Origin of the sequence: Seohaeicola saemankumensis, assembly GCF_021021435.1 — a bacterium.
In the GTDB taxonomy this organism is placed as follows: Bacteria; Pseudomonadota; Alphaproteobacteria; order Rhodobacterales; family Rhodobacteraceae; genus Seohaeicola.
Genome location: NZ_JAINWI010000016.1, coordinates 66,800 through 83,867, shown reverse-complemented (window position 1 = coordinate 83,867; position 17,068 = coordinate 66,800). Strand labels below are relative to the sequence as shown.

The window sequence follows — 17,068 nt, the reverse complement described above, 5'->3', positions numbered from 1 at the left end:
CTCGTTACTGGCACATCGGCTGGAGTAGCCGCAAAATAAGGTGATAATCTGACCAAAGACGGTCGAATTTAGTGGTCCGGCCTAAGCGGCCAAAGCGGAGATCGCGGCCCAGTTATACCAGATCGCACCTGCCGCGAGGCACAGCCCGATGATGGCAAAGCCAAGGTCGTGCAAAGGGTCCCACACCCCGATTTTCACGGACAGCCAGACAAGGGCCGGATAGGCAAGGATGATCGCCAAAGCCTGCCCCGCCAGCGCGCCGATCAGCCCGTAGGTCTGTACGCCGATCAGCAGGCCTGTGATGGTAAGGAAGGCTTTGACAAAGGTTACTATGAAAAACCGTTTCGAATCTCCTGCCGCCAAAGCTGCCTGATCATAGGTTAGGCCGATTGCTACCGGGATTTGTAGACAGGCGATCAATACAACGACTGCGCCTGCATCCTGATAACGAACATCGTACATCAATTCGACAAGCCAGACACCTGAATAGGCGACAATAAGCAAAAGGCTCAAAATTCCCAAAGTAACCAATCCACGAAGTTTTCGCAGTTTCAAGAAATTCTCTCGGGAAGTAGCAGGGGGGCGATCCCGATAGACGGGAATGAGGATGCGACCGGTGACCATCATGCCCAGAAGCAATGAAAAGCTACCAAGAAAAAAGCCGATGTTGTAAATACCGAATGAATCTAGCGGCAGGAACTTCCCCAACACGAGTTTGTCTCCCTGCGCTACGGCAAAACCACAAACTGTACTGAGAAAGATCCATTTGCCGTAGTGGATCAACTCATGGATAGCGTTGTTTTCCCAACGCAACCTGTTTCGTTGACCGGGTAAAAAAATGGTCATCAATATAGTTTGCGCGATTGTGCCAATAACCATTCCAACCACGAGTGACCAGACCGAGCGCGTCCAAAATGCAAGGGAGATCATGCTGATCAAACCAATAGTTTGAGAAGTCATCTCGATAAGAGTTACGTGGCCAAGCCGCAGATGCCGCCCTGCCGTATCGCGGCGCGTGGGAATGAAGCCCGAAATCAAAAATTGTACTGAGGCAAGTATCAAAAGGCCAAAAAGAAGAGGCTCGCCGTAGATCAAAGATGCGGGGTAGGCTAGTGCACAGCCAATAAGGAACAGAATTGCGCCACGCAATATCTGAACTGTCCACGCGGTATTCAGAAATATCTGGTCGTCACCTCTTTTACTCTGCGCGATTGCCGGTCCGATGCCAAAATCGGAAAACATCTGGAGGCCAACCATAAAAACAGTAACGAGCGCCATTAAGCCAAAAGCTTCTGGGAATAGCAGGCGAGTTAGCAAAAGATTACCCAGCAACCGCAAACCTTGAGAAAACCCATATCCCATTACGGTAAAGGCGGAGGATCTCATGACCCGCGATGTCAGGCTCGTGCCCGATAATATTTCACGCAATCTGCTTGTTGTGACGGCTGCATAGCTCATCTGCCGCGGCTCCAGTCGGGGAGGTTGGCATTGACGCCCGCTAAGCCGCTATTTGTGTCGCCTAGTCTGACTGCCAAAGCTACGCTTGAATACATGGTGAAACCGACCGGATTGCGGGCAAGCAGCGCTAACTTTCCAGTGATGCCCAACACGGATTTTTCATCATTCTTGCAGAGTTCGGGGTAGAGCGCTGCAACCTGACGGACGCCACGATCCTGACGCCGTCTTACGCGTACCAAATTTCCGAAACCTTCGACAAGCGGCCAATTGTAGCGCGCTTTTACGGCAATGCGCTCCTCTTGGCGGAAGAGGAGTCGGACGAAAGTATCGTCCGATATGATATCAGGGAACTGGCCCCATCGCGCGCGTCCTGCGGCATTAACCGCGAACAATCCGCAACCCGGAACACCGCGCGCAATAAATGGCACTTTGCGGTAAGTAGCGGCATAGGCTTTGCTGACCCACCCCTCTGCTGTTATCCGCAAATTGCCGCTTGCATAGCGCGCTTTTGGTCCGTCCAACGCGCGGCACAACTGATCAAGCAGCGTGGGGCTAACGGTCACGTCAGCGTCAAGATATGCGCGCCATGGCAGGCTTGCCACCGCATCGCCCGCGTTTAGGGCGCGAATCTTGCCGCCCTTCGTCAGATCCAGCACCTGCATTTTCCATCCACGTGCTTCGACGCGGGTTTGGAACTCGCGCGCAATTCCGGCCGTGTTGTCGTTGCAGCCATTCGCTACAACCACAATTTCGACACAACATGCTGGAGGTTCTGAGGCCAAGAGGGATTCGAGACAGGTGCCCAACAATGCCTCTTCATTGTTGGCGGGAATGATAACGCTGAGCACTGCAGTAATCCTGAAAAATGGGTCAAATCACGCTTTGGCCCTTCATGAGAGCCGCCAGCCGCAGCCAAAGCCGCCATCACCATTACCGAACATCTATATCCTGCCACGGCCGGCGGCATGTTGGCAACAATATGGCAATCGATATCTGTGTTTCGTCCGCAATGATCGGATGATCGAGTTATTGTGTTGAGGGCCGACACAATCGCTGTGGTCCCCAAATCTCAGGGCTGCACTCCGATTATCAGGTCAATCCCGGGTGTGTTTTCACCAGAGAAAAGAATTTTTTGCATGCTGATCAGTCGTGCCTCGCCTTGTTCCGAAACAGCGAGCAAAGTGTTGTTATCCCACTTCAGAGTGTAGTCTGACACCTTTCCGGGCAGCACTGCTGTATTGGTCCCCTTGCCGCCATGCATGCGCGTGCAGCAGCCTTCGGCAATCAGGATATCATCTCCGGGACCGCCCAAGAGAATGTCGCTTGGATGTCGCGCAAGCGTTTTGCCCCCTTCTTCATCGGCTCTACGAATGGTGCCGTTATCGAACGTCCCCGTTGCCCGGGTTTCCCACGTGACTGATCGGGTAGCGTTGTAGTTCATAAGTGCGGTCCAACGCTGGTTGATGTCGTCGAGATGTCGCAAATGTCCCCAACTACCCCATTTGCCGGGGGCGGCTACATCGTGATAGGCGGTGAACAGAGTGCCACCGGCGCTCTGCCAGCCATCAAATATCATCTGGTAGAGTCTGACGATCTCTTCACTGTAGTTGAACCGCGTGTAGAAGTCGGTCAGCTGCTGGTTGTTGACCCACTCGCCCCTTCCCACGACATGGGTGCCACCCTCGTACATGATCAATTGAAGTCCATGCCGCGCGGCAATTTCGGCATGATAAGGGAAGTAGCTCTTTACCAAAGCGTCGACAGATGTGTTGGCAAGGTGCTTCAACAGGCGGTCGGTTGCGTGTCCTTCGCCTTTCTCGAGCCAGGAAAGAACACGCTGTGCTGCTTCGTCACTGTCTCCTTCCACGTTGAAGTATCCGGTTACAGCATAGGCATCAAAATCCTCGAATGGGGGGCGGTGTGTATCATCTTCGGCCAAGAAGTTAGGGGCATTCAATAAGCCATGTTCCAAGCCAAGCCATCCGGTTTGCGTACTTATAACACGAACAAGGCGTTGTGCGTTTTGTTCCCCGAAAACCTCTGACCAAATACGCGCCATTTCTGCTGCGCGCATGCCTGCATACTGCACCCATCCGTCACCACCTTCGCTCCAACGTTTCGCGGCTTGTTCTGCAGCCCAATGTGCTTGCTCGAATTGCCAGTTCCACATTTCATTGGAATACTCGACATAGGCATTCAGATCAGTGTCGAGATGGTCCCGGACATAGGTTGCAAAACGACGGACATAATCATCATCTGCCAGATGTGGCAGGGTGAACCAGGGGTCCGCACCAACTTCGTTGGCCAAATCGACCATGATTTCGACAGGAACGCCGCGAATGTGATAGGCATAGCTGAAATCTTCGACTTTGGGGCGATCATCCCAAACAGTCTGGCGTGAATTGTTTGTTCCCATCCAGTCCATGAAGCGTAAAGCGCGCATGTCACTGATATGGCGAAGCCAGTCAGGGTTGAAACGCAGACCAAGTTCATAAAGCTGTATATGATCTTCGCGCATGACGCGGATGTTGCGGATATGATTGCCGCTACCTGTCGGATCAATCCTGGAAAGACGCACACCCACGAGACCATCTCCGGGCTGATAGTTGAACCTTATCTCTCCCTTGCCGTAGCGCAGTTGCGAGACTGGCCCTGTAACTTGGACCCGTCCGATTCCCTCATAGGTGAGTAAATAGCGGCCGGCCAAACTTTTAGCCTCTGCAGGCTGATCGGCCAAAATGTAGGTCTCAAGCGCTTCGATGCCCAGTGGGACAGAAATGGGCCAACCTTGTGGATCAATCAGGCCGTTTGATTGCAACACCTCGTAGTCCATACCTCCATGTTGGCCAGGTCGATGGCCAATCCAGGGGCGTGCCGTTTTCATCAGATCAATGAAAGGGTGCTGGGTTGACCAATCCGCAACACCACTTAGCCCGATAGCAAGGGCGGGGTTCTGGCGCGCTGGTTCTGTTTGGGCTCTGGTGGAAAGTGGAACCACCAAAAAAATAGCAAAGCTACACACCAGATAAAAAACACCAAGCCGACTTTTGGACAATCCGTTGAGTGGCGCCATTTTGTGCTCCGGTCAAAAACAGTTAAAGGTCAAAATTCTTTTGGTGGCGTGTTTCCATCTCTTGCATCGTTTAGGGGATATTTTGAATCGAATTAGGTTCGAACAACGGAGCCATGGCTTTTGCAAAATTGTCGGAAGCGAGCCAACGATGTAATACGTCAAAAGCCTGTCTTGAGATCCTGTGTCGTAGCTGCGTATCTGTCACGAGTTGGCGAACACAGTCATCAAAATCGGACAAATCCCACTTTAAAGGTACATAAGTTTCCCATGGCACAAAAATATCCGGATTAGTTTCAATATGGCTCATATCAGGTTTCAGTAGGACTGCTCCTGCCATGACGGCTTCGTAGTCGCGCCAACAGACCTCTCCATAGCCAAAAGGGCTGAAGACAATTTTTGTACTCTGCATCTCGACCAAGAACCGTGCTAGTCCGACGCTGTTGCCTTTGATAACAACCAGATCGGAAACCTGCGAAAGCGCGGCTTCGGCTTCAGCCCGCATCAATTGATACCAAGCTGTTCCACCTACGGCGAAACGCGCGTGCAGGTCTATCGGGCGGGGTCCAAGCGGTGGTGGTGATCCAAGTAAGCTCGGCAGAATACCAGGCGCCGTCGCAAATGATGGGCCGACCACTAATTTTCTCAAGAAATCCGGTGTAACGTTAAAGAGCCTTATAGGTGCATCCACACCAAAACGGCGGCTATAAAAGTCGCTCAGATTGGTTTCTCCGATCGTTGACTGAGAGTATTCCAAGCGATTGCGTAGGACATGTTTTTTGACGTAAACATCAATATATTTATCTAGACGCTCTGCATTGCGCAGATCGGTCGGCGCAGACCAATCAAGATATACCATCCTTGCCTTCGGATGATCATGATTTAAACGGTCCAATAACCGCCATAACTTTTCGTCTTCAATGTCAAAAGGTGTTTGGAATGCAACAACGTTTGCACCCATCGCCTTAGCCGGTTCGCCAGATAAAACAGATGAGATATCAATCTCGCGAACTTGTGCTCCATATAGCCGTTTCAGGTCCTTCGCATAATGATGGAAAGGAAAGATTTGGCTTTGTGGGATTCTATGTGACTGGCTTACCAGAAGAAGCCGCGTGTGCGCGCCATCCAGAAAGGGGCGTTCCATCGCTAGTTTGCGAAGCCGCTCCGCACGACGGAAACGCGTATGAATGCGGAACCTGTTTGCCAGGACTTTAGTGGCCGAGATGGACATTGCTTACCACATTCTCGCCTTTTGGCGCTGTATCTGACAAATTCATGCCAAGTTCGAGCAGTCTTCTTGCTTCAGATTGATCCATTTGCATAACGAAATCGTGATGCATCCGATAAGTGTCCGACGGACCGCGCCATATTGGCGTCGGCTTAAATACATTTTGCAATCCTTTGATTTTTTTATCAGGACTGGTCATCAAGCCGACGCGGAGTGTATCTAGCATATTTGTCACGCGACTGGGCCGAAATCTGGCTAGTGGCTGACTGACAAAACCGGAAGAAAATGGAATGTCTGAAAACCCAGGATATGCACTGAAGATCGCGTCATCATGTAGCTTCTGATCGCGGGTAACTGACCAATCCAAGGACAAGCCGAGCTCAACGAATTCTGGGTCCAGATAGGGGCAGAATACCATTTCAGCGCCGCCCATTACCGCTGTGGCGGTGAAGGAGATTTCGCGTCTTGTCCGATTATAAAACCAGAAAGCCTGGTAGGGGTCCGGCGCCGCGTCAAAAACCTGAATGGCCTTCGCAATGCGTTCAATCGCAGCATCATGTAAATCAGACGAAAACACAGCGCCAGCGCCACCCAGGTGTCCCGGCCGACTGATAACACGGCTGTGCCCTTCCACCATTCGTTTCGCAATTCCTTCATAATCGTTTTGATTTGCGCGCTCCTTGAATTCCGCAGCCCAGTCATCAGGATTGGTCAGAATGTCTCCGCCGATACCATCGATTGCTGCCGTGCCACTTCCGGAAAAATAGTCGTGCATTGGAACCATCTGAGCGTGCTCGTCTGAGCAGAGTTGCGTCATTAAAAGCGCGCGCAGCGAATCTCTCAATCGTTTTCGTGGGTTACCCAAAATCACATGGCGCACGCCAACGCGCTCTGCGATAGCTCGTGCGGCCTGCACTTCCGCGTTCAGCGCCTTGCCCCCGTGATGGAAAGTAACGCAGGTGTCCGGTTTGCGTCCCTGATGGGCCATCTCTAGAAGAACATGTCGGGAGTCTCGTCCACCAGTCAAGGGCAGTGCAATAGGCCCCTCCCAACTTTGAACGAATCTGCGAATTGTAGCGCGTGGTACTTCAACAAAAGCCTCGACCGCTTGGGCGCGGCTTAGAGAACTTACCTTGGGAACTACTGCCCCGCCTTTGATTTGGTGCTTCCCATCGCGCCAGACCAATTGACCGTTCGGGGGCAAAACTTTTATATATTTGAAAGGAGTGTCATTTCCGACGAAATTTCCTATCCGGTGAAATACGGCTAGTGCTATTTCATCAGGGCTAGGGTCAGCGCCTTCCGCCAGTAATTGTAAGATTGATGGCGAGATACCTACTTGTGCCCCTTTGATATATACAAATAGACTAAAGTAACCCAGTGGTTCGACTTCGGCGACCAGTGTCTGGCCGTCCCAATTCCATTTCCCCCACAGCCCGCTGGGACGTGATCCATCATATTGCTTTATTCTATGACCGACATATCCTTTGAATTGACCAGTGGCACGTGCACCGCTAGAGCCCGTTGAAGCATCTATGAACAAGAAAGGGGTCTTAAATCCTTTGTCTATCCACGTTTGAGGGTTTTGTGCACAATCAAACCCAGAATCGCCACTTCGATCAACTGCCCAAGTTTGTGGTGTGCTGTTGTTTTCTTGCATTCAGTGAACTCCTGCTTCTTAAATACTGAATCAATCAAGTGAATTTCTAATACGGAGAAGCTACAAGTAGTTCAACAGATTAAGGTAATTGCATTCTACGCTGTCTGTGCAGCAATAGTTTGCCGTTGCCTAACGAAAGGTGCTTGCATGTATCCAAGAAGAGAGCCCGCCATTAGCCAAGTCAGAGGCGTAAGTGTTGCGTTTGGTAGCATATCAAACATATTAACCGCGACTATTAAGCTGAGGCCGCTGGTGAGTGAAGACCTGTAAAGGGTAGGATATTGTCTTCCCTTAAATAGAATTAATAAAATTGGAAAAGCCAGTAAACCGAACTCGGCCACGTATCCGACCCACCCGAGGGCGCCGATTGTAATGACCCATCTTCCGTCTGGAATCGTCAAGATTTGGCCATCAGAGCTGTGGATAAGAGGTCGACCAAAGCTGCCCCATCCCAAAATGGGTTTCATGGATGCGCGTTCCAATAGAATCGCTTCATGAATTAAGCGAAAATTTAGCGATGCAGCGCGACTTGGGTTAATCTCGTAGGCTTGTTCAATCAAGGCGCGCTCTGGGATAATTTGATTGCCTTTCAGAACTGGATAAAGCAAGGCTACTATCGTAATAAGCGTTGCTACTCTAAATTGAGTGCGAGGGCTGAAGAAAAGTAGAAGCGGTGTCAAGAATATAGCATAAAGAAGAGAGCCAAGGGACTTACACAGAACCAAAACTACAAAGAGATAGAGGCCAGCGATTAGATACTTCAGAGCAGGTTTGTTGTGACGTTTTTCGCTTCGATACAATGTCAACGCCGCAACTATTGACGTAAAGCAGAAAAATGCAACCCAAAGGCCATGATAAAGAAATACGATCGGACGGAACCCGCCTTCGCGCATCATTTGGCCAAAGCTGTGTTGGAAGAATCCGTAAATCCATGTGTTCAACTGCGGGCTGAGGCGAACCTCCAGAAGCATTGGAAGGGAATAGGCCAGACCCGCAATTACAAGTGCGATCAGGATGTCGCGCTGATCTGTTTCGCGGTTCAGGAAATTCATCGCGAGAATGAATGGCATGAGCGCGGCCATCTTGCTGGCCACCATCGACAGTCCGTCCTTGATGCCGAGGCCTTGAATGTAGAAATTACCAAATGTGACCCCCTCGCCATTTGTCATCGCGGTTGCGATAGGGCTGAACACAAACAAAGCTACCAAGATCTTTGCCGGTGTCGGACCGGGCAGGAACCTCATCTTCCGGCCATACATGAAAAAGCAGATCGCGAAGGCGGTCAGAGAAGGAATCGTTTCCTTGTCTAGGTCTGGTATCAGCGGCAAGTCGAAACCTGTCGGGCCTGGTGGCAGGAACAGGTAGGCGATCAGGATGCTGGCGATCAGGGCGCGGCCGACGGGTTGGGTTCTGAACAGGGCGAGGCTGATGAAAGGCCAGGCAATCAGAACCAGATAGGCAAATCCGTTCGGCGTCACGCAGTTGATCTCCTTGGGTTGGGTCTCTTGACAGTGAGAAAGACCTCAGGAGTTGTATCAAACCCTAATGCTGCGCTCAGGTCAAAGCACTTTGGAGAAATGAATGGTGCGGACGCCGAAAAGGCGTCCGCTAAAGGCTTTGTTTCAATGACCTGTTGCCCGCACAACTACACCGAATGTTCTGAGAACGATCTTCAGGTCGGTGAGAAGCGAGAGCTTGTAAAAATAGTCGCTGTCATAGGCGGCGCGTTCGCGAAAGCTGCTTTCGTTGCGCGCCGAGGTTTGCCAAGCACCGGTAATGCCCGGACGCATCTCGAAATACTCGGATGCAGGATACATATCCTTCTGGTTGCACATCATCGGACGCGGGCCGACAACGGACATCTCGCCTTTCAGGACATTCAGAAACTGTGGCAGTTCATCCAGCGATGTCTTGCGGATCAACCGCCCGACCCGTGTGATACGAGGATCGTTTTTAAGTTTCTGGTCGCGATCCCATTCTGCACGGGCTGCAGGGTTGCTTGCCAAATAGCCGGCGAGCACCTGATCCGCATCCGCCACCATCGAGCGCAGCTTGTACATGCGGAACACTTTCCCATGACGGCCGACGCGTTCTTGCACATAGAAGGGTGCCCGACCGTCCGACGCGACCAATAGCGCGAGGATGCCCATGACGATCGCGACGGGAACAGCGATGGCTGCCACAAAGGCAAGATCAAACAGACGTTTACCCAACCCAGGGTAGATAATAGCATGTTCGGCTGCCAGACGCGGTGTTGCCGAGGTTAGAACATTTCGTGTTGCGCGTGCCCGGACTGAATCCGAGTACACGCCCATATCATAAGCCATAGTCTCATTCCCCCAAATGAGCGGGCGCAGAATAAGCGCCCGGAACAGGTGAACAGGTCATCTGCGGCGGCAGGGATGAGCACCAAAGCAGGGAAACAGGCATGGGAAAGCTGTTCGCAGACCACCGGTCCGCGGCTATAAATTCCGAATGTCGTTATATATTTCCCCTTACCCCCGCCCTATCTGGCAGCACAACGCGGAGGATATTCGCTAGGTCTTGTTACTCTCTGCTTCGGCCCTGATAGGCCGCAAACTTCGTTTTGGTTGAATTTAAACGAGGCTACTCAGCACCGAACAACAGTGAACACATTTAAGCCTTTTTTTTGCCATCGCGTCAATTGGGCGGTTGGCCAACTTTCGATAAAAAAGGATTGGCTCTTGCCGGCCTGCAACAGCGTAGAAGTCACCTTTAGGGCGTAAAAAAGGCAACTGAAAGTGATGATTGACGTCGGCGCGATGGTTAGATCGCAGAGGTTGCATCGACTTGGAATCGCTCGAAAAAGCTAAAGACTGTTGCGCAAAGCGGCACAAAGAAAGGATAACATCCCCACTTGTTTACCTAGTGGCTACAAAACTGTTTCTTTTGCTGGTTTTGGTTGCCGGAACGCCGGGATGGACCCGCCTTGAGCCGGGTGAGAACGGTGCCAGACACGAGGCCGAAAAAAGGCCGAAAAAAGGCGCGCTACAAGTAGAGAACAATCACAGGATGTTTATGGAGAAGCTATCGAAAGTTGGTAAAAGAACAGCCGAGACACGATCACTTGCGCCAAACAATGTGGCAGAGCCGGCCACTTTGTTTCCGGACTGGCCAGGATCGGGGCAAAACGCGCCCGAATTCCGGCATGATTTGATTCGAGATCTGCGCCGCAGCGCGGATCAGAGTGCCCCCGCCAGCGCGATCAGCGGCAAGAGCATGGCCAGAATCCCCATGTCGCCCATCATGCCGCCACCCTCCGGGGAATCATCCTCTTCTGTATTGGCCTCGGCCTGCGCGCTTGCCGCTTCTGTTTGCGCCGCGATCTGTTCGATTGTCAGCGGATCGCTTTGGGGCGCGGGTTGCTGTGTCATCATGGTGAAAAATTCGCTGTCGGCCGTTTCCGGCATGAAGCCGAATTCGGTGGCTTCGGACTGCGCCAGCCCTGCTTCCAGTTCGGGCGTGAAATCCGCGCCCTCAATGGTGATTTGCACGATCTCGCGCGCGTTCAGGGAAACGCTGATGGTTCCGTTGTCATAGTGATCGTTCGGGTCCAGTTCGGTGACGACAGGCGTCGCTTTCGAGCTGCCGACCAGATCGCCGGGGGCGACACCCAGCTTTGTCATCGTGATATTGTCAAATCCGGTGATCAGGTTGCTGAAGTCGATATCGGTGCTGTGGGTTTCCGTGGAATTGGTGGATTGGATATAGAAGACAGCCCGTTCCGCGCCCGCAAACAGATGGACCTCGGAATTCTCGAACGCGATCTCGCTTTCGCGCGGGTCGGCGCCGTCAAGCTCGATCGCGCGGGTACCGGGCAGGGCTTCGGCCATCATTTTGAAGAATTCGCCGCCGACTTTCATGTCGGGCTGGCCTTCATCGCCGGTCAGGTTTGACTGGCTGCCTTGCTGGACGGCCCAGATATAGGCCGACGTTGCCTCGTAAAGGCCCATCGCTTCGACCATGTCGAGCATCTGGCCCGCCTGCACCAAGCCGAAATCCTCGGTCGAGTCGCGGCTGGGGGCTTTGACATTCCATTCGGTGACGACGGGCTTGAGGTCTTCGTATTCCTGACCCCATGTATCTTCGATCGTGCGCAACTCGAATGTCTGGCTAGAGGTCAGATCCTCTCCGCGCGAATAGACATGCGCGACGATCCCGTCCAAGGCGTCGATTTCAGCGGGCTCGTCGAACTCGCGCATGATTAGCAGGTTTGCAAGCTTGGGCCATGCAATCTCGCCGCTGGAATAGATGTATCCATCTTCCAGTGGCAGGTCGTATTCGGCCGAGAATTGCGCGATCTGTTCTTCTGCTGTGCCCTCGTAGCGGTCGCTGAGGCTGGCGAAATTATAGTTCAGACCCATCTGCACAAGGATATCGGTCTCGCTGAACAGCGCGTCATACTCGGGATGTGCGGTCAGTTCCGCGTCGACGATGCGTGCCATTGTGCTGGCGACGCGGCCATATTCGACCGACGTCATCTCGCCGCTGCCCCAGTATTCGTTGCCGATTTCGAATCCAGCGATTTCGGGCTGGCCGTAGGTCCCGTCCAGCGTGTCGCGGATGAAGGTGCGCAACGCGTCTTCGTCCACTTCGGCGTAGCGGTCGCCATTGGCGTCGGTTTCCTCGCTCAACTGGGTGCGTGTGGGCAGGACGATCAGAACGGCGCGGCCTGTTTCTTCGGCCCAGTCCATGAAATCGGAATAGGGCAGCATCTCCATCGGTGCGCCGGACTTGTAGTGCTCGGTTTCAATCCGGTCGGGGTCGGTGATGTCGAAATAGCGTTCTGTCAGCGAACCGCCGGGATAGCGGATGGGGCCTGCACCAAGATAGTCCGCGGCATCGTCGAACGTGCCATCGTTCCCCAGCCTGTCGCGCGTGGACAAAATGTTGGCTCCGAAATGCTCTTCGGTGAATGTGCGCCCGTGAAAGCCTTTAAGAGCAAGCAATTCCATGTCCCGACCCTGACAAGTTGGTTAATTTCTGGTGGAACCGGTTGCAGGTTACGTGCCGTCAGCGACCGCAATGATCTGGCGTTGGCATGGGTTTCGGCGCCAACCGGGAGTCGGCACAGACCTTTGGATGGGTCTGCTGCATCGCGCAGAAGCGCGTGCCAAACTTTTGAGCTGTGCTGCGCGTGGTGGCGGCGAACCAAATGGGCGCGATACGCGCTGCGCGTGGCGAATCTGCAGGGGCGGGTCCGGTGGCTTTGACCTTGTTGCAAGCGCCGGTGAAAATTTGGGCAGAGGGGGCTTTGTTTTACTGCGCCAGCGGTGCTGTCACAGGACGGCGCAGATTTTTTCTTGCGTCGAATCCGAAACTGCACATGATGAACCTATTGCCAATTGGTTCGCAAAGGTCCGCTATGCCCGATCAAGATCGCGATAACTCATCCCTTGCGCTGGAGCGGCTGCGCGCCATGCTGCGGGACATTCCCGCAACAGGTGACAATCGCATTCCGACCGAGCGTCAACTGGCGACAAGCCTCGGCATCAGCCGCCGCTCTGTCCGGCGCGCGCTTGAGGTGCTGGAGGCCGAGGGTCTTGTCTGGCGGCGGCAGGGGGCGGGAACCTTTGCCGGACCGCGCCCCGACACGCTGGCCGAGCCGGAGGCGCTGGATGCCAATTTCACCGAAGTGATGGAAGTGCGCCTGCGGCTTGAGCCGCAACTGGCGCAACTGGCCGCGTTGCGGGCGTCGGGGGCCGATATCGCGCGGATGCGGGATATATTGGGGCGCTTGGAGGCGACGCAGGATGCAGACGGGCGCGAATTGTGGGATTCCGCCCTTCACCGCGAGATCGCGCGGGCGGCGGGCAACCGGTTCTTCCTGATGATTTTCGATTCGATGGACCGTGCGCGGCATGATGATGCATGGCGCGCGCTGCGTGAAAGGGCGCGCAGCCGTGCCAATCTGGAACAGACCACGCGCCAGCACCGCGAGCTTGTCGATGCGATTGCTGCCCATGATCCGGTGCGGGCAGGAGCTGCGATGCGGACGCATCTGATGACGTTGAATGACAGTATCCTGCGGCTGACATCGCTGGAGGTGCTGGAAGATGCCTGATGATCCGGTGCTGGAGGTGGCAAATCTGTCGATCCGGTTTCGCGGTCAGGCGATCGACCTGATCGACGATGTCAGCTTTGCGATCCCGCGCGGCAAGACACTATGTCTGGTCGGGGAATCCGGTTGCGGGAAATCCGTGACCTCGCTTGCGATCATGGGATTGCTGCCCAAGCGCGCGGCGACCGTGCGGCAAGGCGCGGTGCGGTTCAACGGGCGCGATCTGCTGGGGCTGCCGGATCACGAGATTGAGGATCTGCGCGGCAACAGCATGGCGATGATCTTTCAGGAGCCGATGACCAGCCTTAACCCTGCCTTTACCGTCGGCCATCAGGTGGCTGAGGCCGTGCGGCGGCACAAGGGTTGTTCCGAAGCCGAGGCGCGGGACCGCGCTTTGGAGATGTTTCGCAAGGTGCGGATGCCAGCGGCCGAAAAGCGGCTGGATGACTACCCGCACCAGATGTCGGGCGGGATGCGCCAACGGGTGATGATCGCGATGGCGCTGGCCAATGATCCTGCGCTGCTGATCGCGGACGAACCGACGACGGCGCTGGATGTGACCATTCAGGCGCAGATTCTGGACCTGATGCGCGAGTTGCAGGACGAAACGGGTGCGGCGCTGCTGATGATCACCCATGATCTGGGGGTCGTGGCCGAGATCGCGGATGATGTGGCGGTGATGTATGCGGGCCGGATTGTCGAAAGCGGACCGGTGGGGCGGATTTTCGACGAGCCGCAGCATCCCTACACCCTGGGGCTGATGGGCTCGATGCCCGCGATTGCGGGGCGTCAGGGGCGGTTGATGACCATTCCGGGGTCGGTGCCTGCGCCGGATGCGATGCCTGCGGGCTGTCGCTTTGCCACGCGCTGCCCCTTTGTGATCGACGCTTGCAGGACAGTGCGGCCCGATCTGGTGACCGATGCCAACGGTCAATCGGTGGCCTGCCTGCGTGCGCCGCTGGATAGCATGGTGGCGGCGGAATGACCGATATCATCCTTGAAACCCGTGATCTGCATAAGCGCTTTGTTCAAGGCGGCGGTCTGTTTGCCAAGACGACGACAATCCATGCGGTCAACGGTGTCTCGCTTCAGGTCAGGCGGGGCGAGACCTTTGCCATTGTGGGCGAATCCGGTTGCGGGAAATCCACGCTGGCGCGGCTGCTTTTGCGGCTGATTGATGCCAGTGAAGGGCGCGTGTCCTATGAGGGGCAGGATCTGACAGGGTTGAGCGGGGCGCAGATGCGCGCGCTGCGGTCCGATCTGCAATTCATCTTTCAGGATCCGTTTTCATCGCTGAACCCGCGCATGAGCGTCGAGGCGATCATCGGGGAACCGTTGCGTCTGCATACCGCATTGGGCGCATCTGCGCGGCGGGCCAGGGTGGCGGAACTGATGGCGCGGGTGGGTTTGCGGCCCGATATGGCGGATCGTTACCCACACGAGTTTTCCGGCGGGCAGCGGCAGCGTATCTGCATTGCGCGCGCGCTTGCCAGTGCGCCGAAACTGCTGATCGGGGACGAGCCTGTATCCGCGCTTGATGTGTCGGTGCAGGCGCAGATCGTGAACCTGCTGGAGGATCTCAAGCAGGAGTTCGGCCTGACGCTGGTGATCATCGCCCATGATCTGGCCGTGATCCGGCATATGAGCGACCGGATCGCGGTGATGTATCTGGGCGAGGTGGTCGAGCTTGCCGATACCGAGACATTGTTCACGGCCCCGCGCCATCCCTATACGCAGGCTTTGCTGGCGGCCATTCCGGTGCCCGTGCCGGGGGCTGCACAGGCGCGCACTGTGCTGGGCGGGGATATCCCGTCGCCCGCCAATCCGCCAAGCGGTTGCAAGTTCCACACCCGTTGCCCGCATGCGACCGATCTGTGCCGCAGCACAAGGCCGGTGCTGGATGGGACGGTGCATCAGGTGGCCTGTCACCACCATCAGACTCTGCCCCCTCCGGATCTTCCGATTGCCAGAACCGGCACCCGCAGCCTCGCCGCCGAAGCGCGTTTCGCGCTGTATCGTGCGGCCACGAATGAAAAACCAAACAACAAGGAGACGACAACATGACCATAAGAAAGCTGACGACCGCGCTTCTGGCGTCGGTCGCGATGACAACAGGGGCCTTTGCCGCCGATCTGCGGATCGGGTTGCAGGAAGACCCCGATGCGCTGGATACAGATCAGGCGCGGACCTTCGTGGGCCGGATCGTGTTTGAATCGCTGTGCGACAAGCTGGTGAACATCACGCCGGAACTGGACTTCGTGCCGGAACTGGCGACGTCCTGGGAATGGTCCGAGGATGCCAAGACCCTGACCATGCAACTGCGTGACGATGCGGTGTTCCATGACGGCACGCCTTTTGATGCGGCGGCTGTCGTGGCGAATATCGACCGCTCCAAGAACCTTGCCGAAAGCCGCCGTAAGTCGGAACTTGCCTCGGTCGAAAGCGTGGCGGCGACCGGCACGCATGAGGTGACATTCACGCTCGCCTCGCCGGATGCGACGCTGATCGCGCAACTGTCGGACCGCGCGGGCATGATGCTGTCGCCCACGGCTGCGGCGGAAAAAGGTCTGGAACTGGCCAATGATCCGGTCTGCTCGGGGCCCTATAAATTCGTCGAGCGTATCCAGCAGGACCGTATCGTGCTGGAGAAGTTTGCCGATCACTATGACGCGGACAGCTACAGCTTTGACCGTCTGATTTTCCTGCCGATCCCCGACACGACTGTGCGTCTGGCCAACCTGCGCTCGGGTGATCTGGACATGCTCGAGCGGCTGGCGCCCTCGGATGTGGCTGGTGTGAAGGAAGATGGCAATCTGGCGTTTTCGGCGGCCACAAGTCTTGGCTATCAGGGTATCACCGTCAACGTGAACAACGGCGCGCGGGCGGAAACGCCCTTTGGTCAGGACAAGCGCGTGCGTCAGGCCCTGTCGCTGGCGATCGACCGCGAGGTGATCAATCAGGTCGTGTTCGAGGGGACCTATGCTGCGGGCAATCAGCCTTTCCCGCCGACCTCGCCCTGGTATGACCAGACCAATCCTGTGCAGGCGCGCGATGTCGATGCGGCCAAGGACTTGCTGGCCGAGGCAGGTCTGGACGGGATCAGCATCGAGATCCAGGCCCCGAACAATCCGGTACAGTTGCAACTGATGCAGGTCATTCAGGCAATGGCCGCCGAAGCTGGGATCGAGATTTCGATCAAGGCGACCGAGTTCGCAACCATGCTGCAAGAGCAGACAGCCGGTAACTATGAAGGCAGTCAGGTGGGCTGGTCGGGGCGTACGGACCCCGATGGCAACATCCATTCCTTCATGACCTGCGAGGGCGGTCTGAATGACAGCAAGTTCTGCTCGGAAGAGATCAACACTCTGCTGAACGAGGCGCGCCTGTCCACAGACACGGCAGACCGTAAGGCCAAATATGACGCGGCCAATGCGATCCTGCGGGACGAATTGCCGATCATCTACCTGTATCACCAGACATGGCTTTGGGCGATGTCGAACAAGGTGCAGGGCTTTACCGCCTATCCTGACGGCATGATCCGACTGTCCGGTGTGACGATGGAATAAGCCT

The 17,068-nt window shown here is 55.3% G+C and carries 12 protein-coding genes; 4 read left to right on the top strand and 8 right to left on the bottom strand.

Annotated features, from left to right (window positions below; all coding sequences use genetic code 11):
* Positions 1 to 81: 81 nt before the first annotated feature.
* From K7H22_RS15165 to K7H22_RS15130, 8 genes are all read right to left on the bottom strand, one after another.
* Entirely contained in the window at positions 82 to 1,458 is a 1,377-nt protein-coding gene (locus K7H22_RS15165) for an oligosaccharide flippase family protein (RefSeq protein ID WP_230801720.1), read from the bottom strand.
* A complete protein-coding gene (locus tag K7H22_RS15160) occupies positions 1,455 to 2,306 on the bottom strand; it encodes a glycosyltransferase (protein WP_230801719.1) in 852 nt (283 codons plus the stop codon). The genes K7H22_RS15165 and K7H22_RS15160 overlap by 4 nt, the downstream gene beginning before the upstream one ends.
* Positions 2,307 to 2,527: 221 nt before the next feature.
* Positions 2,528 to 4,531, bottom strand: a complete 2,004-nt coding sequence (locus K7H22_RS15155; RefSeq protein ID WP_230801718.1) for a hypothetical protein — start codon at positions 4,529 to 4,531, stop codon at positions 2,528 to 2,530.
* Positions 4,532 to 4,601: 70 nt separating this feature from the next.
* Positions 4,602 to 5,759, bottom strand: coding sequence for a glycosyltransferase family 1 protein (locus tag K7H22_RS15150; protein ID WP_230801717.1), 1,158 nt, complete (start codon positions 5,757 to 5,759; stop codon positions 4,602 to 4,604).
* On the bottom strand, positions 5,740 to 7,416 hold the full coding sequence (locus tag K7H22_RS15145) for a hypothetical protein (RefSeq protein ID WP_230801716.1): 1,677 nt from the start codon (positions 7,414 to 7,416) through the stop codon (positions 5,740 to 5,742). Before K7H22_RS15145 ends, K7H22_RS15150 begins: the two co-directional genes overlap by 20 nt.
* A gap of 95 nt (positions 7,417 to 7,511) precedes the next feature.
* Entirely contained in the window at positions 7,512 to 8,894 is a 1,383-nt protein-coding gene (locus K7H22_RS15140; protein WP_230801715.1) for a hypothetical protein, read from the bottom strand.
* 144 nt (positions 8,895 to 9,038) lie between these two features.
* Positions 9,039 to 9,743, bottom strand: coding sequence for a sugar transferase (locus tag K7H22_RS15135; protein WP_230801714.1), 705 nt, complete (start codon positions 9,741 to 9,743; stop codon positions 9,039 to 9,041).
* 876 nt (positions 9,744 to 10,619) lie between these two features.
* On the bottom strand, positions 10,620 to 12,392 hold the full coding sequence (locus K7H22_RS15130; RefSeq protein WP_230801713.1) for a type I secretion protein: 1,773 nt from the start codon (positions 12,390 to 12,392) through the stop codon (positions 10,620 to 10,622).
* Positions 12,393 to 12,802: 410 nt separating this feature from the next.
* On the opposite strand from K7H22_RS15130, the gene K7H22_RS15125 reads away from it, so the two are divergent.
* The 4 genes from K7H22_RS15125 to K7H22_RS15110 are packed head-to-tail and all read left to right on the top strand — an operon-like array spanning position 12,803 to position 17,064.
* Entirely contained in the window at positions 12,803 to 13,501 is a 699-nt protein-coding gene (locus K7H22_RS15125; protein WP_230801712.1) for a FadR/GntR family transcriptional regulator, read from the top strand.
* The gene (locus K7H22_RS15120) at positions 13,494 to 14,483 is read left to right on the top strand and encodes an ABC transporter ATP-binding protein (protein WP_230801711.1); all 990 of its coding nucleotides are present in this window, start codon (positions 13,494 to 13,496) and stop codon (positions 14,481 to 14,483) included. The genes K7H22_RS15125 and K7H22_RS15120 overlap by 8 nt, the downstream gene beginning before the upstream one ends.
* Positions 14,480 to 15,562: an ABC transporter ATP-binding protein gene (locus tag K7H22_RS15115; protein ID WP_230801710.1), complete on the top strand. Its 1,083-nt coding sequence runs from the start codon at positions 14,480 to 14,482 to the stop codon at positions 15,560 to 15,562. Before K7H22_RS15120 ends, K7H22_RS15115 begins: the two co-directional genes overlap by 4 nt.
* Entirely contained in the window at positions 15,559 to 17,064 is a 1,506-nt protein-coding gene (locus tag K7H22_RS15110) for an ABC transporter substrate-binding protein (RefSeq protein ID WP_230801709.1), read from the top strand. Before K7H22_RS15115 ends, K7H22_RS15110 begins: the two co-directional genes overlap by 4 nt.
* The last annotated feature ends 4 nt before the right edge of the window (positions 17,065 to 17,068 follow it).

Bases quoted from the DNA above. Each gene is read 5' to 3' on its own strand.
- K7H22_RS15165 (WP_230801720.1), bottom strand. From the start codon at position 1,458: ATGAGCTATGCAGCCGTCACAACAAGCAGATTGCGTGAAATATTATCG.
- K7H22_RS15155 (WP_230801718.1), bottom strand. From the start codon at position 4,531: ATGGCGCCACTCAACGGATTGTCCAAAAGTCGGCTTGGTGTTTTTTAT.
- K7H22_RS15150 (WP_230801717.1), bottom strand. From the start codon at position 5,759: ATGTCCATCTCGGCCACTAAAGTCCTGGCAAACAGGTTCCGCATTCAT.
- K7H22_RS15145 (WP_230801716.1), bottom strand. From the start codon at position 7,416: ATGCAAGAAAACAACAGCACACCACAAACTTGGGCAGTTGATCGAAGT.
- K7H22_RS15135 (WP_230801714.1), bottom strand. From the start codon at position 9,743: ATGGCTTATGATATGGGCGTGTACTCGGATTCAGTCCGGGCACGCGCA.
- K7H22_RS15130 (WP_230801713.1), bottom strand. From the start codon at position 12,392: ATGGAATTGCTTGCTCTTAAAGGCTTTCACGGGCGCACATTCACCGAA.
- K7H22_RS15125 (WP_230801712.1), top strand. From the start codon at position 12,803: ATGCCCGATCAAGATCGCGATAACTCATCCCTTGCGCTGGAGCGGCTG.
- K7H22_RS15120 (WP_230801711.1), top strand. From the start codon at position 13,494: ATGCCTGATGATCCGGTGCTGGAGGTGGCAAATCTGTCGATCCGGTTT.
- K7H22_RS15115 (WP_230801710.1), top strand. From the start codon at position 14,480: ATGACCGATATCATCCTTGAAACCCGTGATCTGCATAAGCGCTTTGTT.
- K7H22_RS15110 (WP_230801709.1), top strand. From the start codon at position 15,559: ATGACCATAAGAAAGCTGACGACCGCGCTTCTGGCGTCGGTCGCGATG.